The organism is Aquimarina litoralis, from assembly GCF_039523995.1.
GTDB classification, from domain to species: Bacteria; Bacteroidota; Bacteroidia; order Flavobacteriales; family Flavobacteriaceae; genus Aquimarina; species Aquimarina litoralis.
Window position 1 is genome coordinate 1,630,409 of the sequence record NZ_BAAAGE010000001.1, and the last position, 26,681, is coordinate 1,657,089.

Sequence of the window (26,681 nt, forward strand, 5' to 3'; positions counted from 1 at the left end):
TTTGTTACCCTTTTTTTAAAAACTTTTTTAAATTAGTTGCATAGACCAATCTTTTTTATGGGAAATAACAAGGTGCACGCAGATCAAAAATATATCGAAGCTCTTTTGAAGAATGATACGCTAGTATTGAAAGAGATCTACGAAAAATTTGCTCCTAAAGTAGTTGGGTATATTAAAAAGAATAGTGGGGATGAATCTAAGGCTCGAGATATTATTCAGGAAACATTGATGACAATTTATGCTCAGGCCAAAGAAAAGAAATTGGAGCTCGCATGCCCTTTCGATGCCTACTTTTTTTTGTTGTGTAAAAGAAAATGGTTGAATGAATTAAAAAAGAATAACAAACAAAAGGTAACAATTAATGAAGAGATCGTATCTATAGGTGACGAGAGTGAACAATACGCAAATGAAACCATGATTTTTGAAGCTAGGAATGAACTGTTTTCAGAGATTTTCGAACAACTAGGAAAGGCTTGTAAAGAATTATTGAAGGCTACATTTACCATAAAGTCAATGGAAGATGTTGCTTCAAAGTTGGGAAAATCTTATGGATATGTTCGTAAAAAGAAATCTTTGTGTATTGGTCAGTTGACCAAAATGGTTCAGAGCTCTCCAAAGTATAATCAAATAAAAAACTTGTTATGACCCCAGAAGAAAAATACGAGCTTTTTGAACGAAAAATTAGTAATGAAATCTCTATAGAGGAGGACCGGTTGTTATCCCAGATAATTGAAGATGATCAGACGATAGCGAAAGAATTTAAAACCTATAAAGAATGGAATTCATATTTGTCATCTAACCTTGGTTTGGATACTGAGAAAGCAGAAGTTGCTAATAACCTAAAAGATATATCAGATTCATTCTTTACTAAAGAAACTCAAAAAACAAAATCTAAGGTAATTAAGATGCCTTCTTGGGGATATGCAGTAGCTGCCAGTGTGTTAGTTCTTCTTGGGGTTTATACCTTTACCAAAAGTACTACACCGGTATATAGTGATTTTGTTTCGATACCTGAGTTGTCAATAAGTGAGAGAGCTGATGCAAATGAAATAGGTAAAAAAGCAGAAGAGGCTTTTAATTCCAATAATTATAAAGAAGCTGAGGTGTTTCTTAATCAATTATTAGAAGAGGATAAGTCGAACTCAGAGTATCTATTTTACTACGGAATATCTTTGGTGGAATTGGATGAGTTTGAGAAGGCGTCAGAAGTTTTTACAACATTACAAAACGGAACATCAATATATAAATATAGAGCTATCTGGTTTGAGGCTCTGAATCAATTAAAACAAAAAAATACAGATAAGTGTAAAGTGCTATTGGAATTAATCCCCAAAGAAGCAGAAGATTATCAAACAGCTCAAGAATTACTTGAGGAATTGTAAAATAATTCAGAATTGTTCGCTTTGAATTGTTAATTAGTTGCTAATAATGCAATAAAAATTAAGTTTTTGTGTAATTATTAATGCGCTATCACCACTAAATGACAGAATGTTTTAATAATTGTGAGTCATGAATGGATATAGATCAGTACCAGCTGTTGAGAAAGAAGATATTAAATTTTTGCGTTTTCCTAATCAAGAAGTGCTTCGTGATAAAAAAGATAAATATTGTAGATCAATCAATGTAGAAAGAGCTATGCGCTTAGGAAACTTAGAACATGAAAAAGTAAAAATAATTTTTGCGGATGATCAAGGAGCGAAAAAAGTAGAAACTACCATATGGGGAGTAACAGAAAAGGCTGTTATTCTAAAACAATCCACTATTATACCCTTAAGAAGAATTATAAGTGTAAATTAAATAACTAATTTTAAAAATTAGGAGCGATTGTTTTTTTTAATAACCGCTCCCTTTTTATTATTAACAGTTATTGCTGTTTGGTTTAAAGCATACATCAAAAGATGTACAAACAAAACCACAACCAAGGTTGGAGCAATCTCTGTTTGTTGAACAAGATTGGCCAAACCCACCATTAATCATTGTTTGTTGTTTTCTGTTAAGGACTTTTGCTCCTTTTAGATTTAATAAGTTTTTCATTTTAGAATAATTTTGTTTTAAGTCTACTCTTTTGTTCATTGGATTTTCGTCATGCTCTATGTAGAAAAAGTCTGCACTTTTTGGATTTTGCTGTAATCATACTACATATTAAGTACCTTCTCTAAAACATGAAAATGTTACTATAACTTTGTTAAATCGATGAATAAGGTTAAAAAAGATTCGATTTTGATTTTTTTAGTAGATAGTTTTTTATTCCAGCGGAAATTAAATTTAATTACTTTTGCCGCATGATACTTACAGATACACATACACACATATATAGTGAGTCCTTTGATGAAGATCAAGAGGAGATGATGCAAAGGGCTATGGAGGCTGGAGTAAAAAGATTCTTTGTTCCAGCGATTGACTCTGAGTATACAAAGTCGATGTACGCGATAGAAGAGAAGTACCCAGAAAATGTATTCCTTATGATGGGTTTACATCCTACACATGTAAAAGAGAATTATAAAGATGAATTGCTGCACGTAGAGGAGGAACTAGGTAAACGATTAGATCGAGATAATGATTTAAAGTTTTACGCTGTAGGAGAAATAGGTATAGATTTATATTGGGATAAAACTTTTCTTACAGAACAACGGGAAGCGTTTAGAAATCAAATACAGTTAGCTAAAAAATATAAGCTACCCATTGTGATTCACTGTAGAGAAGCTTTTGATGAAGTTTTTGAAGTATTAGAATCGGAAAAGGGGCCAGATTTATTTGGAATTTTTCATTGTTTTACGGGTACAATCGAACATGCACATAAAGCTATTGATTGTAACATGAAACTTGGTATTGGAGGTGTAGTTACTTTCAAAAACGGAAAAATTGATAAGTTCTTACATGAATTTTCGTTAGAACATATCGTTTTAGAAACAGATGCTCCTTATTTAGCGCCTACACCTTATAGAGGAAAACGGAATGAGAGTTCTTATCTTATTAATGTAGCAGATAAACTATCTGAAATCTATAATAAATCAACAGAAGAGATTGCGAAAATCACCACACAAAATTCAAAAGATATATTCGGAATCTAGAATATGTTTTTAATTTAAATTTTGTTCATTTGTGATGTCTTATAAATATAGGTAAGCAATGAAGAACTCTCCTAATATATTGTTGATTTATACGGGTGGAACCATTGGAATGGTTAAGAATTTTGAAACGGGTGCATTGGTAGCTTTTAACTTTGATGAACTTTTATTAAGAATTCCCGAATTAAGACAATTGGATTGTAATATCGAAACAGTAAGTTTTAAAGAACCAATTGATTCTTCAGATATGGATGTGGATCGATGGAGAGAATTAGGAGATATAATTAATGACCATTATAGCTCCTATGATGGTTTTGTGGTGTTGCATGGAAGTGATACGATGTCTTATACAGCTTCTGCTATTAGTTTTATGTTTGAAAATTTAGGAAAACCTATCATTTTTACAGGATCTCAATTGCCAATTGGAGATTTAAGAACAGATGCTAAGGAAAATTTGATTACAGCAGTTCAGATTGCTGCTTTGCAGAATAAAGGCAAGCCAGTTGTTACAGAAGTAGGATTGTATTTTGAATATAAGTTACTACGAGCAAATAGGACTACCAAAATAAATGCTGAACATTTTGAGGCTTTCCAATCACTCAATTATCCCGCTTTAGTAGAGTCTGGTGTGCATTTAAAGGTGCATACTTCTTTTTTGCGAGAAGTAAATCGTAGAAAGAAAATGGTTTATCATACTCATTTTGATAATAATATAGTGTTGATAAAAATGTTTCCCGGTATTAATGAGGCTATTCTTAAGAGTATATTTGCCTCTGAAACTATAAAAGGGATTATTCTGGAAACTTATGGATCTGGTAATACTACTACAAAAACATGGTTTTTGAAGCTTATTTCAGACCTAATTAAAAAAGGAATTCCGGTGGTAAATGTTACGCAGTGTGCTGGTGGAAGTGTAGAAATGGGTAAATATGATACTAGTGTTGCGCTGAAAAAAGTGGGTGTAATATCAGGAAAAGATATAACCACAGAGGCAGCTTTGGCAAAATTGATGTATTTGTTGGGAGAAAAATTACCGCTTAAAGTGCTCAAAACCATTTATGAAACCTCTCTGCGCGGCGAAATGTCAGAAAATTAACGCCTCAAATTTTAGTAGTTAACATTTTTTTTGTTATTTGCTCAACCATTTTGGGCAAACAATCATAGAGAGGTGGCCGAGTGGTCGAAGGCGCACGCCTGGAAAGTGTGTATACGTCAAAAGCGTATCGAGGGTTCGAATCCCTTCCTCTCTGCATTATTATTAAAATTATAATGGATATTATAATATTTTTTTATCTTTAACCCTTTAACTAATTAAAATTAAGAATCAGCGCAATGAAAAGACTATTTTCTATTCTGGCAATCGCAACAGTAATGGCTTTCGGAAATATACAAGCAGCTACTGCTCCAGCCCAGTTAACGACAAACGTGCAATTATTAATTGCTCCAATAACAACAACTATTCAAGCAGAAGAAGCTGCTGCTGAAGAACCAGAATCCTTTCACCAAAATCTTAAAAAACGTTTTATAGAAGGAGGTCCTAGCTTTATGGGAATCGTTCTTTTATGTTTGATTTTAGGTCTTGCGATCGCAATTGAGAGAATTATCTTTTTGAATTTATCTACTACTAATAGCAAGAAACTACAGCAAAATGTAGAGGATGCTTTAAATAGTGGTGGAGTAGAAGCAGCTAAGGAAGTTTGTAGAAATACAAAAGGACCAGTTGCATCTATCTATTATCAAGGTCTTGACAGAGCTGATGAGAGTATAGACGCTGCAGAAAAGGCAGTTGTTGCTTATGGTGGTGTTCAAATGGGACAATTAGAAAAGAATGTTTCTTGGGTATCATTATTTATCGCTCTTGCACCAATGCTTGGGTTCATGGGTACGGTAATTGGTATGATTGATGCATTCGATAAGATTGAAGCAGCAGGAGACATGCAGCCGTCATTAGTAGCAGGAGGTATTAAAGTAGCACTTCTTACTACAGTATTTGGACTTATTGTTGCAATTATCCTTCAGGTATTCTATAACTACATTATCGCTAAGATCGATAGTATTGTAAATGATATGGAAGATGCATCGATTACTTTAATCGATATGTTGGTAGCTTACAAAAACAAGAAGTAATAAAAGTTTTAAAAGACTTTCGTAGTCAGAAGAATTAAAACATTTATTATTTAAAAATAGAGTTGTTGTAATTAAACGACTCGTTATAAAACATAAGTCACATGAAAATTTCAAAAATATTATCATATGTTGTACTAGCGGTAGGTGCAATAGGTGCGGTATTGTTATTTCTAATGAATGGTAACTTTACAACGCTTATGGATAACTATGGTATCACGGAAGCTAAAGATTTGGTGAAAGATACATCATCATCCGCTTTTGCAGAAGCTACTTCTTTAGTTAGTCCTATGTATAACCTTACACTAGTAATTTTTGTAATCATTATTATCGCTACATTGATTGCAGTTTTTTCAGCTTTAGCAAAGAATCCTGCTGGTCTTAAGAAAGCAGGAATAGGTATCGTTGCTTTCTTAGTAGTAATTGGTATTGGATATGCAATGGCACAAGGTGTAGAAACGCCAATGAAAGATGGAGAAGTTCTTTCTGCTAGCGGTTCGAAATGGGTAGGAACAGGTATTTATGCGTTCTACTTTTTAGCAGCAATTGCTGTTGGTTTAATGGTTTTATCAGGAGTTAAAAAATTAATAGGTAAATAATATGGCAAGAAGATCAGCACCAGAAGTGAATGCGGGATCTATGGCGGATATTGCGTTTTTACTTCTTATATTCTTTTTGGTTACTACAACCATTGATACAGATAGAGGTATTAGCCGTAAGTTACCACCGCCATTGGATGAAACTGTAGAACCTCCTATTCTAAAACAGAAAAATATTTTTGTAGTAGAATTAAATAAAAATAACGATCTTTTAGTAGAGGAGGCGCCAATGCAGTTGAGTGAATTGCGTGCTGCAGCTGTTGCTTTTCTAGATAATGGAGGAGGAACTGGTGATGAGGCTTGTAGTTATTGTAAAGGAGAAAGAAGTCCAAGTTCTTCAGATAATCCTGAAAAAGCCGTGATTTCCCTTCGAAACAACAGAGAAACAAGTTATGCAGCGTACATTGCCGTTCAGAACGAATTAGTGGCAGCATATACTGAATTGCGTAATAGAGAATCTGAACGTCTGTATGGTAAATCTTTCACTCAAATGGAAGAAGAGCTTAAAGATGTAAATTATTCTGGTAGTAAGGATAGACTTAAGGATCAGATTAAGCAAATACAGTTAATGTATCCAGAAAAGCTTTCTGAAGCAGAGCCAAAGAAATAATAGTATAAACGTAAAAACGAAATTATGTCTAAATTTAAAAAGAAAAAAGGTGGTGAATTGCCTGCTATTTCTACAGCATCATTGCCAGATATCGTATTTATGTTATTATTCTTTTTTATGGTTGCTACGGTAATGAGAGAGAATAATCTAAAAATCGAAAATAGACTTCCTCAGGCAGACCAGACTGAAAAATTGGATAAGAAGAACTTGGTAATGTATATTTACGCTGGTAAGCCTAGTTCTAGGTATGCAGCGAGTGCAGGTACGCAAGCAAAAATTCAGTTAAATGACAAATTTGCTGAGGTTAGTGATATTAAACCTTTTATTTTAGCCGAAAGGGCTGCTAAAAGGGAAGAAGAGGTACCATTCCTGATTACTGCTCTAAAAGTAGACGGTGATACGAATATGGGTCTTGTGGGTGATATTAAAAAAGAACTTAGAGAAGTTCAAGCGCTAAAAATAAATTACACTACAAGAGAAGGTGCCGCAACTGGAAATTTTGAATAAAGGTTAAAGACTTTATATATTTAAATCCCGCTGAAAAGCGGGATTTTTTGTTTAATATAGTTTTTGAATAAGAACTCTGGTTTGTTCTCTGAAAGTTACTATTCAAAATCTTTTTATACTTACAATTGTAAAACACTAATATTCAATTTTTATACATGATCATGTCGATATGGCATAACTATTGTTGCAAATATATAAGACTGTGATCTACTAATTACATCAATATCTAACCTTCCAAGCCACGTGATATTGAAATAATGGAGTTATCGGTTTTATCTTTAGTGGATGCTGTTTTTAGCGTCACTTTGAGGTTTCTATATGTTTTTTATATAGGTCCATTTTATTTTCAAATATACATATCACTTCGAGTTCGCAGTAATTGATTTAGTACGTAATTATTAACTAAATATGAATTATTATGGCTAGAAGATTAGCACCAGAAGTGAACGCAGGTTCCATGGCAGACATTGCCTTTTTATTATTGATCTTTTTTTTGGTCAGTACAACTATCCAAACGGATTATGGAATTAATAGGAAGCTACCACCACCTCCTGAAGAATTAAAAAATGGCAGTGTAATGGTAAAGGAGAAAAACCTTTTTAGGGTAGAGCTAAATCAACTTAATGAGTTGTTTGTTGAAAAAAAGCGATTAGAACTAAAGGATTTGAGAGAGGCGGCAATTGCTTTTTTGGATAATGGAGGAGGAGAGTCAGATCAATATTGTTCCTATTGCAAGGGAGCTCATGATCCTAAGTCTTCTGATAATCCCAATAAAGCAATTATTTCACTTATTAATAGTAGAGAAACCAATTATGAGGCATATATCGCTGTTCAGAATGAATTGGTAGCAGCTTATACCGAGTTAAGAAATAGAGAGGCGACAAGATTATATGGAATGACTTTTACTTTAATGAGAGATCATTTAAAAGACCCTAACTATTCTGGAGATAAAGATAAACTTAAACAACAAATTGAAGAGGTTAGAGGTATGTATCCGGAGAAGCTTTCGGAAGCGGAACCAGTAACGGCCGAATTATAATTAATAAAAAAATATCCATATGTCTATATTTAAGAAAAAAGAAAAAGAGGGTATGCCTGCTATATCTACAGCATCACTACCCGATATCGTGTTTATGTTATTGTTCTTCTTTATGGTGGCAACAGTAATGAGAAAAGATACATTAATAGTTAAGAATGAATTGCCATTTGCGGATCAAATAGAGAAATTAGATCGTAAAAATATGGTCATTCATATCTATGCCGGAAAACCAAGTTCTCGGTATAAAAATGTAGGATCCGAAGCTAAAATTCAGCTGAACGATAAATTTGCAAATATTAAAGATATTCAACCCTTTGTATTGGAAGAGATAAAGTCTAAACCGAAGGAGTTACAGCCTTATTTAACAACTGCTTTAAAAGTAGATAAGGATACTAAAATGGGGTTAGTTGGTGATATCAAGAAAGAACTGAGAGATGTACGTATGCTTAAGATTAATTATACTACTAGAAGTGGAGAAGCTACAGATAATTTGAAATAAAAACCTATTGAATATTTATAAGAATTCCATGAGTATTCATGGAATTCTTATTCTTTTTCTAAAACGTTATCTTTTCTAAAGAAATAGAATTATTTTAGTGAATTGTATGGGAGGGATATTGAAAAATTCAAAAATTCAAAAATTATTATTGACTTTAATAGGTGTTATGTTTGCGGTAACATCTGGTTTTGGTCAAAGTGATACTACGGTAGAGAATGTAAAAAAAACGGTCTTAGATTCGCTCTACAGGGAGGATCAATTTTATGCAGGTTTTACGTTTAATTTACTTTGGAATACACCCTCTGGGATAAGTCAATCTGGATTTTCTGGAGGATTCCATCTTGGATATACCAGAGATATGCCGATCAACAAAAGACGAAATGTGGCTATAGGGTTAGGTTTAGGATATTCAATTAATACCTATGGACAAAATCTTTTCATCGGAGAGGATATAGATACAGGACAGAGTATTTTTAGGAATCTTGATGGAATAGATTATGACAAGAATAAATTTATCACACATTTGGTAGAAGCGCCTTTGGAATTTAGATGGCGTACCTCTGTTCCTAATACGCATAAGTTTTGGAGGATTTATACAGGATTACGAATTGGTTATTTGTACTACTTCGATGCTAAGTTTGAGCAACCTGGTAACCAGGTAAGGCAGATCAAAATTGATGAGTTAGATCGATGGAGAGTAGGAGCTACTTTTACATTTGGTTGGAATACCTTTAATTTCCATTTTTATTATAGTCTTAATCCTTTGTTTAACGGAGATGCTAGAATAGGAAATGAGAGAGTTGGTCTAAATGCTGCTAAAATAGGCCTGATGTTCTATATACTATAACCAGAAATTCAGCAAAGTGAGCTGGGGTATTACTCCAATCAGGAATCCTAATGTTAATTCTAAATTTGTATGCGCTTTTTCGTGCAATCTGGAAGTTGCTACAAGGCCATTGGCAAATATCATTGCTGCTATCAATAATATTAGATTGATCTCAAAATGGATGCTTAAAGCAATGGTAAACATCGTAACTGCTCCTGAGCCAAGCATATGTAAACTTGCTTTAATATCAAAAAAGACAATAAATATGGCGCTTAATGAGGATAATAAGACCCCAAGAAAGAAAAAATATAGTTCTGGATAATTATATACATCTATAATCATTTTAATTACTAGAAGTAAAATTAATGATTGCAGAAGAAGAGGGATTTTTCTTTGTTTTGCATCTTCTAAATGTATAGAAGAGACAATACCCATTGTCTTTAGAAAAAAGTAAAGGACAATAGGAATTAAGATAGTAACGACTACTAATCCAAAAATTTTAGCTTGTACTATGTTTTCAGGAATAAATCTTGGAGCAGTAACAAAATAAACTACCGCGCCAGCAATTGGCATCAGTAACGGGTGAAAAATGTATGAAATGCTTTTTAGTAAAAAATTCATTAAATCTTCTTTCGCAGCCTGGCTACAGGAATATCTAATTGTTCCCTATATTTAGCTACCGTTCTTCTAGCTATAGGATATCCTTTTTCTTTAAGGATTTTAGCTAACTTTTCATCTGTAAGAGGTTTTTTCTTATCCTCTTCTCCTATGGTTATTTCCAGTATTTTTTTAATCTCTCTTGTGGATACTTCCTCACCTTGATCATTGGTCATAGATTCAGAAAAGAATTCTTTGATCAGTTTAGTTCCGTAAGGAGTGTCTACATATTTGCTGTTAGCCACTCTGGACACAGTACTTACATCCATATCAATCTCATCAGCAATATCCTTTAGGATCATCGGTTTTAGACTACGCTCGTCTCCACTTAAAAAATAACTTTCCTGATAGTGCATTATTGCACTCATCGTTAAAAAAAGTGTTTGTTGTCTTTGTTTAACAGCTTCTATAAACCATTTGGCAGCATCTAATTTTTGTTTTATAAATAATACTGCATCTTTTTGAGATTTAGATTTTTGTTTACTGGCTTTATAGCCCTGAAGCATATTATTGTACTCTCTAGAAACGTGCAATTCTGGAGCGTTTCGACCATTTAGGGTAAGTTCCAGTTCTCCATCAACAATTCTTATGGTAAAGTCAGGAACTACGTGTTCTATTAGCTTGTTGTTTCCTGCATAAGCTCCGCCTGGTTTTGGGTTTAATCCTTCGATCTCTTCAATTGCTTCTTTCAACAGATCTTCTGTAATATCAAACTTAGCAAGTAGTTTTTCATAATGTTTCTTGCTAAAGTGATCAAAAGACTTTTCTAAAATCTGTGTGGCCAATTTTATGGGAAGCGTAGTTTCTTTTCTGTTTAATTGAATTAGTAAACATTCTTGAAGATTTCTGGCGCCAACACCCGCTGGGTCCAGTTGGTGAACTGTTTTTAGGATGCTTTCAATTTTTTCTTCTGTGGTATATACATTTTGTGTAAATGCAAGATCATCCAGTATATCTGTTAGAGATCTTCGTATATAGCCACTTTCGTCAATACTGCCCACAAGAAATTCTGCTATTTCTCTTTCTTCTGGTTCGAATCGATACGTATTCAGTTGATTTACGAGATGTTGATGGAAAGAAGTTCCCGAAGCATACGGAACATTTTTTTCTTCATCATCAGAGCTGTAATTATTAGAACTTAAGCGATAACTAGGTATTTCGTCATCGCTAAGATATTCATCTACATTGATTTCGGTTTCTATTTTTTCAGTACCATAATCATCATCTACACTGCCTTCATTACTATAAGCATCTTCGTACTCATCCATTTTTTCTTTTCCACTATCTAGTGCAGGATTCTCTTCCATTTCTTGCTTTAGACGTTGTTCAAAAGCTTGGGTAGGAAGTTGTATTAACTTCATTAATTGAATCTGCTGTGGAGAAAGTTTTTGAGAGAGTTTAAAATTTAGTTGTTGCTTAAGCATAAAAATATCAATGTTCTTATACTTACAAAAATAAACAAAATACAGCGTATTTTTGTAGGTATTCGATGGTTAGTTTAGTGAAACTTTTTTAAAATTTGTTGAAAACAAAGAATTAAAAAAATATAGTTGAACCAATCCCATATGTAGTATGGGATCTAATTCAAATAGCTCAAAAATTTACTTAAAGCATAAATTTTTAAAACTATTTCATGCAACTAATCAATAAACGCGCCAAAATAGATTTATTACACATTAATAGACGCTTTTTTTAGTTAAAAAAAAGCCAAATAAATACTGATCAAGGAATGAAAATTTTATTCTTAATCGCATAAATGACCAACCCTGTTCGGTTTTTAAGATGTAGTTTTTCGAATATAGAATCGCGATATCCTTCGATTGTTTTAGGGCTCAAGCACATATCGCTTGCAATTTCTTTATACGTTTTTTCGGTGCATGCATGTTTAATAAATTCCATCTCGCGATCCTTAAGTACTACTTTGTTTTCTTTCTTAGGATTTAGAGAACCTAATAATAAATTGGTCACATCTTTGGTATGGTAAAACCCGGTTTCCTGTACTTCTATTAATGCATTTTCTAAGATGCTTTTCTCTGTGTCTTTTAGTAAATACCCTTTGGCACCTGCTCTCAGCATTTTAAGAATGGTTTTTTCATCTTCTTCTACCGAAAGGGCTAATACATTTACTTGTGGATATTCTTCTTTAAGAGCAATAGTAGTTTCGATACCATTCATAATGGGCATATTAATATCCATTAATACAATATCTGGAATGTTTTTTGGATCTTTAAATCGCGTAAGTAACTCTCTTCCGTTTTTACACAGGTATAATATTTTAAACTTAGAAAACCCATTCACCAATCCTGCTAGTGCCTGTGATAATAGGATATGATCTTCTACAATAACTACTGAGTATTTCATTTTTTTGATGTTTTGTGTGTATAGTGCTTTTTATGCGCTTGTTTATTTTGATTCTTACGTTAGTCTGAGCCTGTCGAAGACTCTCTTATTTTTGTACACTTCGACATCTGTCCGTCTTAGGATGAAGCTCAGTGTAACAAACTAATATAAATCCTCTTCCTCTTCTTGTTCCAGTTTTTTATAATGATAAGTTAGTGTAATCGCTGTTCCTTTTCCTTTGGCCGCATCTAAGCTAACTTCTGCATTGATCAATTTAGCTCTGTTTTGCATATTACATAAACCAATACCTACTTGCTTTTTATTTCTCACATCGTTCATGTCGAATCCAACTCCATCATCCTTAGCATGAATCACCAGCTTCTCATTGCTATATTTTACGTTTACACTTAATGTAGAAGCCTTAGAATGTTTGATGGTATTGCTAAAAAACTCTTGTAATATCCTAAAAATAATGACTTCAGCTTTGTCATCTAAGGTACGTACTTCTGTATTACTACTTAAGGTGGCTTCTATAAACTGTAAACGATTAAAACGTTCTACTTCTAGTGCAATAGCTTCTGTAAGACTTAAACTCTTAATCGCATCAGGATTAATGAGTTTTGATAAAGCTCTTAATTCTATTAAGCTCTTTGTAATAGTGTCCGTAACCTCTGGTAACTTTTCTGGATCTTCTTTGGCTACATCTACCTGTATTTTGGCAAGCGTTAATAACTGACCAATATTATCATGCAATTCCCAGCTAATATTGCGCAAGGTTTCTTCACGTATTTCTATCTGGGTTTCGGCAATGGCTCTTTCAAATTTCTTTTCAGCTTCTTTTTGATGTAATAAAAGACTGTTCTTTCTCCTCTGGTATATAAGAAATAAAACAATCATCATGACTATAATCATGACAAGAATAATGCTAGCAACTAGTATTGCTCTTTCTTCTGGCTCCATATAAAACCTATTATATAGCAAGTATTCATGATAACAGTTAAGGTTATCATTACGGCAATAATTGCGGATGATTTATCAAGTTCAGTATATATATTTCTAATGATCCGGTATGGAGTATATCCCGCATAATAAATTAAAAGACCTACACTTATCCAGAACAATAAATTTTTTTTGATAGCTAAAATTTTGTTTGAATTCAAGATCTCAACAAAGTATAATATTATAGTTATGATTAAGCATAAAGACGCTATTATATATGCTGTTGTTTGAAACTCTTTTATGTAATTTTTAAAGAATCCTTCGAGAACATAAGCTAACAAATAAAGTATTAAAAATCCTAAAACCAAATGTTTTGATTTTTTGTTTGTAAGATATCTTCTGTAAAGTATTAGAAGGTATGTGAAATTGATGCCATAATATACATTATATATTATGGCATTATGATCGGAGATATATTGTCTTATACAAAATCCTAAAACTTCATTGAATAATATATACCAAAGTAAAAATGGGAATAATTTAAGAACAGGAACTTTTTTGTATTTATCATAATATATAAGACTAAAAATAGCGCTTAACAATTGAATAAATACAGCTAGATTTCGTGGATCAGATAAAAGTTCTCCCATTCATTATAAATTTTAGTGTTCGCCATTTGGTGGTGATCCTTGAAGTTCATTAGCGATTAAACTATTTTCTTCTTCAAAGGCACTTAAATTAAGATTAAAAAATCCTGCTTTTTGAATATTTCCATTTTTATCGATTCTACTATCCAGGCCTATTTTATCTCTTAATAATTCGACTTTAAAGTTATTGTCTAAGGTGTATCCCAGGTGTTCTATATTACCAGCAGCATCTTTTACTTCTTGTGTTGGTGCTATAAAAAAGGTCTGTCTTTTTGCGTATCTTTTATCTTCTTTGTCTCTTAAATAGTTATCTGGATATAAGGCAAAATAAAATCTAAATCCAGATGGCTTCACTTTAGCTCTACGAGATTGCACTCTTACATATCGAATGTACTTCTGTAATTCATCGATATCATAGAACAAAGATCGAGTAGCTTTAAATTCATTTCCTTCTCCATCTTGCCCTACTACTTCGTTGATTAATTCTTCTCGTTGATCATATAAGTGGAAGATCTCTTTAGCAAAACCGGATTGGATGATATTTTCGGGTTTTCGTTTATCATCGATACTGCCCAATTGAGATTTTAATTCTGCAATTTCTTTTTCATAGGTTTCGATCTTTTTTTTATAAGTTTCTAATTCAGCGCAATTTGTGGCTTCATTGGATTTATTGCATGATCCTAATAAAAGGCAGGCACATGCAATCATTAGATACTGTTTGATAAGGTTAGTTTGTAGTTTCATTTTTTGATAGGTTTAATAAGTATTTGTGTGATTTTGGCAACGGCCAAAATGTTAGTTAGTTAAAAAACTTAAGTTTTTGTTAAGTTTTCAGTTTTAAAAATACCATTTTAAATAGTTTTAAAAAATTCAGCGAAGTAGCAATTACGGTTTTATTGTTGAAAATACTGAATTACAAGCGCTTCTGAGCATTTTCTGAGAAATTGAGTTGTATCTAAAAGGGGTAAACACCCCTTTTAAAAAAAGTGGAATAACGGTTGATTTGTTGTATCCTCTCCCAACCTCTCCTTCAAAAGTAGAGGAGCTAATAAAGTCCCTTTGTTAAAGCCTGTCCGCAGATTAGGGAGGAAGAGATTTTGGGCAATGTTTTTAAGTAAGGTAATCTACCAAGCATCTGTATTAGATTTCTATCCCTTATCATCTTATTGTAAGAAAAACTGTACGAACTTGTAGTACGAGTTTATTAAATCATTAACGATTGTCTAGCTATAAGAGGTGTTTTGTTTTCGTAATCGATAATATTTGGGGATTTTTCTACTAAATTTTTGCGAAAACAGGCACGAAAGTTTTTCGATAGAATTGTCAATTTTCTAGTAAATAACGGGGAAAATAGAGCGACTTGATAATGTCAAAAAAATGGATTTAAAAAAATGTTAATTTTTGATTTTAGCGAAAACGTTTTTCGTTAAATAAATTGTTAAAAATTAACTTTCAAATCGCCAAGCGGCCTTTTCTTTTCTTACTTCATAGTAGCTAGAACAGCTAAGAACTAAACTTTTCGAAAAGTAACTTTTGCTAACTCACAATGTTAAACAAAAACTAATAACCGCAATCATGAGAAAAATTTATCTAGTACTTAGTGTAATCTTTGGTTTGTATTCCTGTGCATCAGATGTAGAAACCTTGGACTCAGAAATGACAATCGAACTATCTTCAAAAAATAGTTCCGAAAATGTGAAACTCATAAGCGCATGGACCGCAAATAGGAGTAGTCCTGTTCAGATTAACTACCAACGTAAATTTAAGGTAAAGGTTAAAAATTTAGCTTACCAGAAAGAAGTAGCTATACACCACGCAACCAATAATGGTAGTTGGGTCGATATTCCATTAACGTATGATCAAAGCATTGGTAATAATGAAGAAATTTGGGTAGGAGAGGTAACACCTGATAACGAAATCTATAGTACTGACTTTGTGGTAAAATATACTGTAGATGGTGAAACGTATTGGGATAATAATAGTGGCAAGAACTATAGCATGTTGGTCAATGTAGGAGGCTTTTTATCGCCAAATGTAGATGTAGAGGTAAATGATAGCTTTACTAGATGGGCTGGAACTTCGTTTGCTATCAATGTAAATGCGAGACGAAATTATGGTGCTAATGCCACAGTAGAAGTAGTGTATACTACAGATGACTGGGCAACAAAAAATACTGTACAGATGTCTTATCAACGATATTTTAGAGTAGGATATGCACATTATATCATGAGTCCAAATCAGCATGATGTTGATATTTATGACACACTAATCAGAGTCCCAGATGAAGTAGATTCTATTGAGTTTGCAGTAGTGTATAAGGTAAATGACGAAGAATACTGGGATAATAACTACGGAAATAACTATACCCTAAGTAAAATCACGTATTAACCAATAATAATCAACAAATCATTTAAAATGAAAAAGTACCTTTATCTATTAATCAGTCTTGTAGTACTCTCTTGTAGTCAAGATGATTTTATGGAAAACTCAGAAGCTTCAATAAATTTATCAGAAGTTTCAACAAAAAATTCAGATCCTGTACAATTAGTAAAAGCTTGGACGGTTTACAGTTCTTATAGAGGATTTCAGTCGTATACAAGAAACTTTACGGTGGAAGTTGAAAATTTAGCGTATGCAAAGAATGTTAGTATTTACCATCAGAAAGTTGATGGTAGTTGGGATGATATTCCATTAGCTTATGATCAAAGTATTGAAGATGGACAAAAAGAATTATGGACTGCAGCCTATACTCATGGTGGATTTGCAATTGATAGAATATACTCAGATGAGTTTGTAGTTCGATATGAAGTAGATGGAACGGTATATTGGGACAATAATAATGGTTCTAATTATGCTATGTCTAGAATGGAAGGTTGGTTCTTTGCAGATCCCGAACTTAACGTCAATGTAGATACAAACTATACAAGCTTGTCATATTTTCCAAATGGTAATACCAACTCTCTCAATGTTACGGTAGATGTGCGAAACTTGGCTCCAGACAAAGAGGTAGGAGTAGTGTATACATTGGATAATTGGCAAACACAAGGGTATTTGCCGCTAACGTATCGTCAGTTTTGGTCTAATGGCCCTTTGTTTACAGTGCAAAGTCCGAATAATTTTGGTATAGAAAGATGGCAAGGATATGTTGCATTAGACCCTTCAATTAATGAAGTGGAGTACGCTGTTGTGTATAGAGTAAACGGAAACGAATATTGGGATAATAACTACGGTAATAATTATAAAGTAGCTATAAACGATTACAATTAAATAAGCATATTTATTGTAAGTGTGGAAGTCCACCTGGCATGTGTGTTAGCTGGGTGGGCTTTGTTTTTATAGTATAAGCTCCATTTTTATGTTACTTCGTAAATATGGTGAATCTTTCTCAAGTTCAATTTCTGTAAAACCATATTTTTTATAAATGTAGATGGCATTTTCTAGTTTCGTATTGGAGTAAAGTATAAGTTTGGTCCAGTGCTGTTTTTTGGCAAAGTCAATGCAAAAAGTTAAGAGTTGCTGTCCTATTTTTTGTCCTTGAAATTCTGGAGACACTGCCATTTTTCCTAACTCATAGATACCTTTTTGATTTTTGATCAATGAAAAGGTTCCCGAAATTTCAGAGCCAACTTTAGCAAAGAATATATGGCCTCCATTATTGATAATGGTTTCTTCACATTTTTCTAAAAGTTCTACGTCGTGAGGTTCTACAACGAAGTATTTTTCTAACCAAGCGACATTAAGATCAGCGAAATCTTTGGCATACTTTGGGTCAAATGGGATAATTGTAACTTCTTTCATGGCGTTTATGGTTGTTGTCTAATGTTTTCTAATATACGTTTGCTAAGAGATTTCTCTTTAAACTGATTCTCCATATAGGTTAAGTGGCGTGTTAAACTAGTCGATGAACCTTCAGTAACCCATTTGACTTGCTTGTCTATAGTTTGCCAAACAGGAACTAGTTGATCATGTGTTTTTTTTCCTTGAGAGGATAATTGATATAGTTTTTTTCGCTTATCCTTGGTGTCTGTTTTATATCGTATCAAACCTTTCTTTGATAGTTTTTGTAAACCTTGTGTAATCGCTGGTTGCGTATAATGTAGTTGCTCCTGAATTTCTGAAGTGGTTACTATGTTTTGATCTGCAATAATCTTGAATATAGGAAATAGATAAGGGTCGAATTGTATTTGAAGCGTGTTATACACTATTTGAGTTTCTTTCATCAAGTAGTCGCTAAGACGTTTAAATCTTGATCCCAATCCTAATTCTCCAAATTCTTGTAAAGAATCTTTCATCAATTAATAAGTAATTATATAAGTGCTTATGTAAAAATATAGAATTTAGAAATTGTATACAAGAAGAATGTTGATTCTATATCATGTATTCTTAATCAGGAATATGGTGAAATATGAATTATCGATGGTAGGTTTTCCTTTTTATAGGGTTTTTATAGGAATTTCATTTTCGAATTCTTTCTGTATTACAACGAATACTACTTTAATTACTACTAATACTATTCGTCATAGATTTTCGGTAATTTTTGTTCAATAGTTTCGTTATCAATAGATTATGGTCTTCGGGGATGCGTCTGTTTTTTTAATCCTTGATTTTCAATAATAAACCCGAATATAACAATCAACAAAATTAACCACACAATGATCACTTCAACTCGACTAAAACTATTTGCACTATTTGCATTCTTTTCTTTTACAATTAGTGCCCAAAATCCTCAAGGCGAATTAAAAAGATGGCATAAAGTTACCCTTTCATTTACAGGGCCAAACACTTCTGAGACGGCAAATCCGAATCCATTCTCAGATTATCGTTTGGATGTTACATTTACCAATGGTTCTTCTTCTTACACAGTTCCAGGCTATTATGCCGGATGTGAAGACCCGGCAGAATCTAGTTGTGATTCCGGAGCGATTTGGAAAGTTCATTTTGCACCTGGTAAAATAGGTACATGGAACTGGACAGCTTCTTTTAAAACTGGAGATGATATTGCAATTACGAATGGAGGAGCATCAGCTGGATTTATGGATGGAGATACTGGTTCTTTTAATATCGCAGAATCTGATAAAACAGGACGTGATCATAGAGCCATGGATAAAGGTAGATTACAATACGTAGGGGAACACTACTTAAGACATTCTGGTACAGATCCAGAAAACCCTAATGGTAACTGGTTTGTTAAGGCAGGTGCAGATGCTCCAGAGAATACCTTGGCTTATGAAGATTTCGATAATACACCAAACCGAGGAAACCGACGAAAAAATTGGAATCCCCACCAACAAGATTATGTCGCATCTGATGCTTCAGCATATACTTGGGATGGAGGAAAAGGGTCTGAACTATTAGGAGTGGTTAATTATCTTTCTACCAAAGGATTGAATGCGTTTTCTTTTTTAACGCTTAGCCTACATGGAGACGATGAAAATGTATTCCCCCATTTACTAAAGGTTACCGAAAGCGTGTATAATGGATATAATGATAGTCAGCAATGGAATCAGGGTGTACATAAAGATCGTTTTGATGTTTCAAAAATGGCTCAATGGGAAAAGATCTTTGAATATGCTGATAAAAAAGGGGTGTTTATGCATTTTAAAACCATGGAGACGGAGAATGATAATATGATGGATAATAATACCAACGGTAGAGAAAGAAAATTGTATTACAGAGAACTGATTGCGAGATTCGGACATCATTTAGCATTAAACTGGAATATTACAGAAGAGACAACAATTCCTGATAATGTGGTGAAAAGTATTGCATCTTATATTAAAGATGTAGATCCTTATGACCATCATATTGTGTTGCATACATATCCAAATCAGCAGGACCAAAGATATGATCCTTTATTGGGTGCTAATTCTGAACTTACTGGAGCCTCTATTCAAACAGGAAAAAACAATGTGCATAATGATGTAAGAAGGTGGCTTGAGAAATCTAGAAATGCTGGAAAGAAATGGGTAGTTGCTAATGATGAACAAGGAAGCGCAAATATAGGAGTAGATCAGGATGGTACTGAAGATAAATTGGTTCGTGATCAAGTACTTTGGGGAACATTTATGGCTGGTGGTACAGGAGTAGAGTATTACTACGGTTACCAAACAGGCGAAACCGATTTAACAGCTCAGGATCATAGGTCCAGAGATGTAAAATATACACAAGCTAGTCATGCATTGCACTTTTTTGAAACGTATTTAGATTCTTATTTAGTGGATATGGTGTCTTCTGATGGTCTTACTTCTGCTGACGATTATGTACTAGCAAAACCAAATGAGGTATATGTGGTGTATCTTCCAGATGGTGGATCAACTAATATTAGTTTACCTTCAGGAACTTGGCAGGTACAGTGGTTTAATCCAAGATCAGGAGGAGCATTGTCTTCTGCACAAGGAGTTACCAATTCTTTATCTGCCCCAGATACTAATGATTGGGTAGCTTTGATAAAAGGTGAATCAGACGGAGAGCCAACCTGTGATGATTTAGAAAGTATAGCAACACAAGATGCCTATTTACAAGGAACTACTAGATTTAATACGGATGAACTCAGAGTGGAGCAAGGAAATAGGGTTTCGTATTTACAGTTTGATGTGCCATCAACAGAAGATGCAGTGAGTGCTATTAAACTGAGATTAACAGTAAACGATGATCCTGGTCAGGGTACTATAGATGTTTATAAAGGAAACGCTAACAATTGGACAGAAGGAAACTTATCCGATGCTAATAAGCCATCAGAAGGTGATAAAATAGGCTCTATAAATGGTGCATTTTCTGCTGGGCAATCATATGAATGGACCTTATCTGATGTTTCACAAGGAGAAACAATTTCATTAATACTAAAACATACAGGTTCTAATGATGTTTCGTTTCATTCTAAAGAAGGAGCTGTGGCTCCAAAAATCATTGTATCCTTAACTGACTGTAATGATGGTGGTGATGGAGATGGTGGAGGAGATGGAGATGGTTCTTCATGTGTACCTACAGAAGAGAATGGTGTGGTAGCAATAGAAGCAGAAGACTTCGTAAACCAAACCAAGACAGAAAAAAGACAATGGTATTTCCAAGATGGAACGGTTTCTACACCAACTCCAGATCCAGATCCTAGTCATCATGCTTCTGCCAGTGGTGGTGGATACTTAGAAATTTTACCTGATACCAGAGTAACTCATGATGATCCATTGGTTAATGGAGAAAGCTTTTCTAACACACCTGGAGTAGTGGGGGTTTTAGACTATAATGTGAAGTTCAATTCTCCAGGAAAATATTTTGTTTGGGTACGTTTGTATTCTACAGGTTCTGAAGATAATGGGCTACACGTAGGAATCAACGGTACTTGGCCAGCTTCTGGACAACGTATGCAATGGTGTGCTGGTAAAAATCAATGGACTTGGGAAAGTAAACAACGGACAAATGCGAATCACTGTGGTGAAGAGCAACTTATTTATATTGATGTTCCTAGTGCGGGAGTACATACAATTTCATTGTCTATGAGAGAAGATGGAACAGAAATCGATAAATTTGTTCTTTCTAAAGCATATACAAAACCGACGGGTACAGGACCTGATGTAGTATTATCAGATTGTCAATTGTCTGTTGGAGAATTTGATAAGGCTCAATTTAGGGTATATCCCAACCCTGCAAATAATATAGTAAATGTAGCAGGACTAACTCAAGGAAAGGTATCTGTATATGATATGACTGGTAGAAAAGTGATTTCTGCTATAGAAATTTCGGAACCTGATAATAATTCTTCGATAGATATCTCTAGTATTCCTTCAGGAGTTTATTTCATGGTGATTAGAGATGGAAAAAATCAAAATACTTTAAAGTTTATTAAACAATAGTGTAACTAACTATCTAACTATTTGTAAAGAGGATTGGATATGATTATCCAATCCTTTTGCTATTTTCTATATTAGATTTTACCTTTCTAATCCCTTTTTTAATACTTCTTGAATTCCAGATAGGTGATCACTAAATTGCATCATTTGTGCAAGCACTTGTGCCATTTCGTTTTTATCGCCAAACCCTTTTAGTTTATTGTTTTTTACAAAGGTTTCTTTGATAACTTCCCAGCGGTTTTTTTCTTCCTTTGAAATGTTGTTTGTTAGCTCTTTGTACTTCAAAAGATTGGCTTCTGCAGCACTTGTTAAAGTTTGAGATTCATTTTCATAATGAGATAACAATAATGTCTGCAATTCCTTTTCATTCATAATAGGAACTACTTTGGCTACTAATTTACTCATATCACGATACGAACCTTGTAATTTAAATGATGGCTCTGTACGATACGAATCTTCCATTGCAGCAGACTGTATATACGTTGCATTTACTTGCATGACCGTATCACGAATCGTAACTACTTTTTCTAATATAGCTAAGTAGTCTTGTACTTCTTGTTTTGTATGGTTTCCTTTAAGCTCAATACCTTCTTGGGTTCCTGATGCTACCATTTCAATTAGGCCGTAGATATCTTCGAAATATTTACTACTTAATTGATGTAATATAGGATTAGAAGTGAGTGCGTTTTCAATCAAACTCAATTTGAATAAATCAGCTGTATCACCAATAATATCTCCCAAGTTATAGATGTCAGCTCTGTTGGCTAACATATCTGGAATCTGAAATTTTTCACCACTTTCTGTATATGGATTTCCGGCCATGATTACGCAGAATTTCTTACTGCGTAAATCATATGTTTTAGGGTTTCCTTTGTAAACCCCTTCAATCTTACGAGTACCATCGGCTAGAGAAATAAATTTCTGTAAAAACTCTGGATTACAGTGTTGAATATCATCTAGATATAGCATCACATTATTACCCATTTCGAATGCAAGGTTTAGTTTTTTCAATTCTTCACGAGCGGCGGCATTATTAGCTGCCATAGGATCTACAGAAGTTACTTCGTGACCAATTGCAGGTCCATTTATCTTCATGAATACCAATCCCAAACGATTTGCCATATATTCCATCAGGGTAGTTTTACCATATCCTGGTGGAGAAATAAGCAATAACATTCCCATTCTATCCGTACGTTTGTTATCTCCAACACTTCCTAATTGCTTGGCTAAATTGTCACCAAATAAAGGAAGATATACTTGATCAATTAGTTTGTTTCTAACAAAAGAGGATAAAACTCTTGGTTTAAACTCAGAAAGTTTCAAGTCTTCTTTTAGCATTTCTGTAACCTGATGCTTTGCATCTCTATACGCTTCATATGCAGGAACATCAATCTGCACAAAGTCAGTTACATTGGCAATAAACTTATGATAATTAAATTCAAAATTTCCTTCTTGTATCGTTGAATGACTTCCTTGTAAACCATCAATAATTTGCGATGGACTTACATGAATAATTTCTGCTATGGATTCTTTTTTGTACAACAGACAACAAACAATCTCATGTGCATAATCAATTTGTTTTGGATGATGTGTTTTTAAATAGGCGGTTACCCATTGCAATGCTAAACGGATGAGATCTTTTTGATATTTATCTCCCGTTGCTTCCAATGATTTTTTGAATTTGTCGAGTACCTTTTTCTTTTTTAATTCGGTTAAAAAGGACTCGTGTAGCTCATTTGCCGTTTGACTAATACAAAAAACATTATCGCTTTGTAATTCCTCAAAAAGATAGTTACTAATGATCTCTGCATGATCTGATGCAAAAAGTTGATGTTCTTCTGAGAATAAAATCACCTCTTTTGCTAAATCAGCAAGTACAGTTTTGTACTCAGTACTATCTGAGAATATAGTTAATACTTCACCTGAAGCTTTAATAGTATCATTCCAATACCCCTTTTTGTTATCATCCAAACTATTCCAGAAATATTGCGCATACGACCTTGATTTGGAATCATATCTTAATAAGCCGAGATCATGATCTTTTTGTACTAAAACTTTCAGAATTTTTGCAGCGTCTACATCATGTACGCCTTTTACATAACCTTCTGCATAGTTCTTGCTACTTTCTGATTTTATAATTTCTAGTAGATCTTTTTCAGATATACTAGAAAGGTCTTCTTTTGAGTTTTTGAAAATCTTGTAAGCTAGATAAGCAGCACGATACATATCTTGATTTTCGGAAATAAGTTCTTGATCCCAGTATTTTTTAGAAACTAATAGGGTCTCATTTTCAATCTCCTGATAAAAATCGGTCCCTGTAAGATGATATTGTAAGGTCTTATCTTTGTAAACAATGGTAAGATCTAGTGGTTGCTTGTTAACACCAAACTTATGTTTTCCTAATTTGATGATATTCTCACCATCTTCATATAGGTCTTGTTTGTCTTTTAGTTTACGAGTAGCATCTTCTTTGGCAACTTTTAATGCTGTTTCAATGGTTTCCGCTTTACCAGCATCATTTAATTCCATTAAATTAGAGATGATATCACGCAGTTTATTGATCATCAAATCCGAAGCAAAATAGCCATTAATATCTGCAACAGTATCAAAACTTAATGCCTTTTTAGTAACTCCTTTGAGTATTCTGTTCGCAGCATTTTCTAAGGCAACTGCCTTTTTGTTTCTTGCCTCGATCAGACTATTTTTTCTAGCTTCAAAAGCATTATATACTTCTTCTCGCTTCTCTATAATCTGAGTGATGAATTCTTCAAAATCCGCAAATCGACCTTCTAAATCTTCTAGTTGAACAGATACTTTGTTTAACAACTCATCTGCTTTTTCTGGAGTGTTTGCGATATCTAGATAATTGATAATGCTCTGATCCACTAGTTTTAATTGGGCTGCAAACTCTGCATTGGCTTCTTTGCTACCAAGCGATTTTATCGTGTTCTTTATTCCTGCCTTTAATTGATTAATAGTAGCAAAAATCAAAGAAATATTATCGATAATCTTAGTAGAATGAGATGTGTCTTCAATCTGAAGGTTGGAAACAATATCAATAAGCATTTCTAAGTCCGTTGCAATCTGATTTACTTCATCTTCTAACTTTTTAGCATCGATTACTTTTTTTATGTTATCCAGGGATTGCTTTTTTTCTTCTACTCTCTGATGATAGGGTAGTAGTGCCTTGTCATCTAGCAAGAATTGCACACACCGCTGAGAAATTTTATCCGTTTGCTCTGCAATTTCTGTTTCAAGCTCAGTGATAAAGGTTTTGTCTACATAACGAATGTCTTGTAAACCGATTACTTCACCGCGCAGGGTTCTTAGTTGTGATAAAACTTGCACAAAATCATCTATAGATCGGAAGGAGCTACTTTTTATCTTCCCAAAGATTTTTTCTGCTTTTGCTTTGGTTTCTTTGGTTACATTGGCAGCAGTTCTTCTTAGTTGTACTACCTTTTCAAATTCATCGATGGCCGCATTTGCAGCGTTGCTGATCTCTCCTAACGGAATATCTAAGCGAAAGGTGTCATCTTCTCTAATCCAATAATAACTATCTACAATTTCTCCCGAAGATTTAGCCAGATCATCATACAAACCATCATAACTATCTTCTTTATTCAGAAGTGTAATGAGTGCATGGCATTCTGCCATTGCTTTTACGATATCTTTATTTCCTATTTTGTAAATTAAAGTGTCTGTATGCTGAGAAGGAATTTCGTTTCCGGTTAAGAAAGGAGTTTGCCAAATCTGAATAACATGATGTTTTGTTTGCTCATCTTCAGTTTTGAAATAGCACAACTCTCCATCTTCTAAAATGGTAAATCCATTACAAACGATAGGAGTCTTTACCTCTTGTTCGATAACATTGTATGACATCAAAGTATATAATCCTTTTTCGCTTTCATAGAAAACATATAGAAAATCTTCTCCATTAGGAGAGCTTATTTTTTCTTGAAATTGAACATCAGAAACTTCATTGGTGAACAGTTTTACTTCTCCAGATTGTAGATAATAACCATTAGGATAGATGATTCCTTGATCATCAGGCAAAAGCACACAAGCGTCTTTTATACACTCGATTTTTTTTACTTCTTGTACTTTATGATTGTATACAAAGTATCTAGGAGTTTCCTGAAATGGTTTTATTTCTAAGGCGATGAGGTTGCCTAAATCTGCATAACGATATTGACCATCATCTAAGGTTTGATCTACTTGCGCTACCGCTTCATTGTAGATTCCTTTTCCATCATCTGTGTTGTCTTCGATTTTAATGGTGAGATCTCCACCAACGGTTTCTACAAATACTTTATCTAAAATAGAGATATGCGGATGGGTTCCGTATCTATGCATATCTCGAGTTACTTCTGTCCACTCGAAATCATACTGATTCGGGAATTTAAATTCGTGCTCACTTCGATTATCAACATAGGTAAGTGTTCCTTCATTGATTAACCATTTAAAGGTTTTAATATCGGATACGCTTTCGCTTAACTGAAAAACCATATGAAGATAGTTGCCTACAATAGCAAACTTTGAAAAAATGGTGTTTCTGTAGTACTTGTATAAATTCGTGAAATCATTAATAAAAATATCGTCCTCGATGAGGTCTAATTTTTTATTTACAAAGTGATCATCTGTGTATGTATAAATACTAAAAACATCTTCTAACTTGATTTCTGTTCTTAAACCAAAATGTACGTTGTAACCAAAGAGACAATATTTACCAATGGTTACAATGTCTCTGGCGATACAATTGTTCTCTGTATTGATGCGATTATTGGCAATTAGTTTAGTTTCTACACTACCAAAAACTTCTTTTCTTGCATCATTTAGTTGGGTAAGACGATTCTGGAGTTCACCTTTTTGTTTTTGCAAACGATTTTGGATGATCTCATAGGTTCCACCGTCTAATTGTATAGTATTTTTATTGGTTTCTTCCATAGTTGTTACCCTAGGTTTTTTTAGCTTTGATTCAA

At 33.6% G+C, this 26,681-nt stretch carries 25 protein-coding genes and 1 tRNA gene; 16 read left to right on the forward strand and 10 right to left on the reverse strand.

Annotated features, from left to right (window positions below; genetic code table 11):
* The first annotated feature begins 57 nt into the window (after nt 1-57).
* From ABD077_RS06520 to ABD077_RS06530, 3 genes are all read left to right on the forward strand, one after another.
* Nucleotides 58-645 carry an RNA polymerase sigma factor gene (locus ABD077_RS06520; RefSeq protein ID WP_343911548.1) on the forward strand — a complete coding sequence of 196 codons (588 nt, stop codon included), beginning with the start codon at nt 58-60 and terminating at the stop codon, nt 643-645.
* On the forward strand, nt 642-1,382 hold the full coding sequence (locus ABD077_RS06525) for a tetratricopeptide repeat protein (protein ID WP_343911549.1): 741 nt from the start codon (nt 642-644) through the stop codon (nt 1,380-1,382). The genes ABD077_RS06520 and ABD077_RS06525 overlap by 4 nt, the downstream gene beginning before the upstream one ends.
* A 127-nt stretch (nt 1,383-1,509) precedes the next feature.
* Nucleotides 1,510-1,797, forward strand: coding sequence for a hypothetical protein (locus tag ABD077_RS06530; RefSeq protein WP_343911550.1), 288 nt, complete (start codon nt 1,510-1,512; stop codon nt 1,795-1,797).
* Between the two features lie 60 nt (nt 1,798-1,857).
* On the opposite strand, the gene ABD077_RS06535 is transcribed toward ABD077_RS06530, so the two are convergent.
* Nucleotides 1,858-2,034, reverse strand: coding sequence for a hypothetical protein (locus ABD077_RS06535; protein ID WP_343911551.1), 177 nt, complete (start codon nt 2,032-2,034; stop codon nt 1,858-1,860).
* 248 nt (nt 2,035-2,282) lie between these two features.
* Here ABD077_RS06535 and ABD077_RS06540 point away from each other — a divergent pair, with 248 nt between their 5' ends.
* From ABD077_RS06540 to ABD077_RS06585, 10 genes are all read left to right on the forward strand, one after another.
* Nucleotides 2,283-3,071 carry a TatD family hydrolase gene (locus ABD077_RS06540; RefSeq protein ID WP_343911552.1) on the forward strand — a complete coding sequence of 263 codons (789 nt, stop codon included), beginning with the start codon at nt 2,283-2,285 and terminating at the stop codon, nt 3,069-3,071.
* 58 nt (nt 3,072-3,129) lie between these two features.
* Complete coding sequence (locus tag ABD077_RS06545) at nt 3,130-4,164, forward strand: asparaginase (RefSeq protein ID WP_343911553.1); 1,035 nt, start codon at nt 3,130-3,132, stop codon at nt 4,162-4,164.
* Between the two features lie 66 nt (nt 4,165-4,230).
* Nucleotides 4,231-4,318: transfer RNA gene (locus ABD077_RS06550), tRNA-Ser, on the forward strand.
* 82 nt (nt 4,319-4,400) lie between these two features.
* Entirely contained in the window at nt 4,401-5,195 is a 795-nt protein-coding gene (locus ABD077_RS06555) for a MotA/TolQ/ExbB proton channel family protein (RefSeq protein WP_299603695.1), read from the forward strand.
* Nucleotides 5,196-5,296: 101 nt separating this feature from the next.
* On the forward strand, nt 5,297-5,791 hold the full coding sequence (locus ABD077_RS06560; RefSeq protein WP_343911554.1) for a phosphoethanolamine transferase domain-containing protein: 495 nt from the start codon (nt 5,297-5,299) through the stop codon (nt 5,789-5,791).
* Between the two features lies 1 nt (nt 5,792).
* Nucleotides 5,793-6,401 carry an ExbD/TolR family protein gene (locus ABD077_RS06565; RefSeq protein ID WP_219007113.1) on the forward strand — a complete coding sequence of 203 codons (609 nt, stop codon included), beginning with the start codon at nt 5,793-5,795 and terminating at the stop codon, nt 6,399-6,401.
* Between the two features lie 24 nt (nt 6,402-6,425).
* Nucleotides 6,426-6,908: an ExbD/TolR family protein gene (locus ABD077_RS06570; RefSeq protein ID WP_343911555.1), complete on the forward strand. Its 483-nt coding sequence runs from the start codon at nt 6,426-6,428 to the stop codon at nt 6,906-6,908.
* Nucleotides 6,909-7,326: 418 nt separating this feature from the next.
* On the forward strand, nt 7,327-7,947 hold the full coding sequence (locus ABD077_RS06575; protein WP_343911556.1) for an ExbD/TolR family protein: 621 nt from the start codon (nt 7,327-7,329) through the stop codon (nt 7,945-7,947).
* Between the two features lie 19 nt (nt 7,948-7,966).
* Nucleotides 7,967-8,446 (forward strand): ExbD/TolR family protein, encoded by a 480-nt coding sequence (locus ABD077_RS06580; RefSeq protein ID WP_343911557.1) that lies wholly within the window; start codon nt 7,967-7,969, stop codon nt 8,444-8,446.
* Between the two features lie 148 nt (nt 8,447-8,594).
* Nucleotides 8,595-9,293 (forward strand): porin family protein, encoded by a 699-nt coding sequence (locus tag ABD077_RS06585; protein ID WP_343911558.1) that lies wholly within the window; start codon nt 8,595-8,597, stop codon nt 9,291-9,293.
* Here ABD077_RS06585 and ABD077_RS06590 read toward each other — a convergent pair.
* The 6 genes from ABD077_RS06590 to ABD077_RS06615 form a co-directional block, all read right to left on the reverse strand.
* Complete coding sequence (locus ABD077_RS06590) at nt 9,288-9,845, reverse strand: hypothetical protein (RefSeq protein WP_343911559.1); 558 nt, start codon at nt 9,843-9,845, stop codon at nt 9,288-9,290. The genes ABD077_RS06585 and ABD077_RS06590 overlap by 6 nt on opposite strands.
* A gap of 47 nt (nt 9,846-9,892) precedes the next feature.
* Nucleotides 9,893-11,353 (reverse strand): RNA polymerase factor sigma-54, encoded by a 1,461-nt coding sequence (rpoN, locus tag ABD077_RS06595; protein WP_343911560.1) that lies wholly within the window; start codon nt 11,351-11,353, stop codon nt 9,893-9,895.
* Between the two features lie 298 nt (nt 11,354-11,651).
* Nucleotides 11,652-12,290, reverse strand: coding sequence for a response regulator transcription factor (locus tag ABD077_RS06600; protein WP_299603672.1), 639 nt, complete (start codon nt 12,288-12,290; stop codon nt 11,652-11,654).
* A gap of 141 nt (nt 12,291-12,431) precedes the next feature.
* Nucleotides 12,432-13,229, reverse strand: a complete 798-nt coding sequence (locus ABD077_RS06605; protein WP_343911561.1) for a sensor histidine kinase — start codon at nt 13,227-13,229, stop codon at nt 12,432-12,434.
* The gene (locus tag ABD077_RS06610) at nt 13,202-13,858 is read right to left on the reverse strand and encodes a hypothetical protein (protein WP_343911562.1); all 657 of its coding nucleotides are present in this window, start codon (nt 13,856-13,858) and stop codon (nt 13,202-13,204) included. The genes ABD077_RS06605 and ABD077_RS06610 overlap by 28 nt, the downstream gene beginning before the upstream one ends.
* Nucleotides 13,859-13,870: 12 nt before the next feature.
* Nucleotides 13,871-14,599 carry a hypothetical protein gene (locus tag ABD077_RS06615; RefSeq protein ID WP_343911563.1) on the reverse strand — a complete coding sequence of 243 codons (729 nt, stop codon included), beginning with the start codon at nt 14,597-14,599 and terminating at the stop codon, nt 13,871-13,873.
* An 831-nt stretch (nt 14,600-15,430) separates the two neighbouring features.
* Between ABD077_RS06615 and ABD077_RS06620 the strand changes: the two genes are divergently transcribed.
* Together ABD077_RS06620 and ABD077_RS06625 are read left to right on the forward strand one after the other, a co-directional pair.
* Nucleotides 15,431-16,243 carry a hypothetical protein gene (locus ABD077_RS06620; protein WP_343911564.1) on the forward strand — a complete coding sequence of 271 codons (813 nt, stop codon included), beginning with the start codon at nt 15,431-15,433 and terminating at the stop codon, nt 16,241-16,243.
* A gap of 27 nt (nt 16,244-16,270) precedes the next feature.
* On the forward strand, nt 16,271-17,122 hold the full coding sequence (locus tag ABD077_RS06625) for a hypothetical protein (protein ID WP_343911565.1): 852 nt from the start codon (nt 16,271-16,273) through the stop codon (nt 17,120-17,122).
* Nucleotides 17,123-17,188: 66 nt separating this feature from the next.
* Here the strand turns inward: ABD077_RS06625 and ABD077_RS06630 are convergent, their stop codons facing one another.
* Both ABD077_RS06630 and ABD077_RS06635 read right to left on the reverse strand, forming a co-directional pair.
* Complete coding sequence (locus tag ABD077_RS06630; protein ID WP_343911566.1) at nt 17,189-17,653, reverse strand: GNAT family N-acetyltransferase; 465 nt, start codon at nt 17,651-17,653, stop codon at nt 17,189-17,191.
* Between the two features lie 5 nt (nt 17,654-17,658).
* A complete protein-coding gene (locus ABD077_RS06635) occupies nt 17,659-18,147 on the reverse strand; it encodes a MarR family transcriptional regulator (protein WP_343911567.1) in 489 nt (162 codons plus the stop codon).
* 360 nt (nt 18,148-18,507) lie between these two features.
* On the opposite strand from ABD077_RS06635, the gene ABD077_RS06640 reads away from it, so the two are divergent.
* Nucleotides 18,508-21,702 (forward strand): DUF5060 domain-containing protein, encoded by a 3,195-nt coding sequence (locus ABD077_RS06640; protein ID WP_343911568.1) that lies wholly within the window; start codon nt 18,508-18,510, stop codon nt 21,700-21,702.
* 78 nt (nt 21,703-21,780) lie between these two features.
* Here ABD077_RS06640 and ABD077_RS06645 read toward each other — a convergent pair whose 3' ends face one another.
* Nucleotides 21,781-26,646 carry a DNA repair ATPase gene (locus ABD077_RS06645; RefSeq protein ID WP_343911569.1) on the reverse strand — a complete coding sequence of 1,622 codons (4,866 nt, stop codon included), beginning with the start codon at nt 26,644-26,646 and terminating at the stop codon, nt 21,781-21,783.
* Nucleotides 26,647-26,681: the final 35 nt, after the last annotated feature.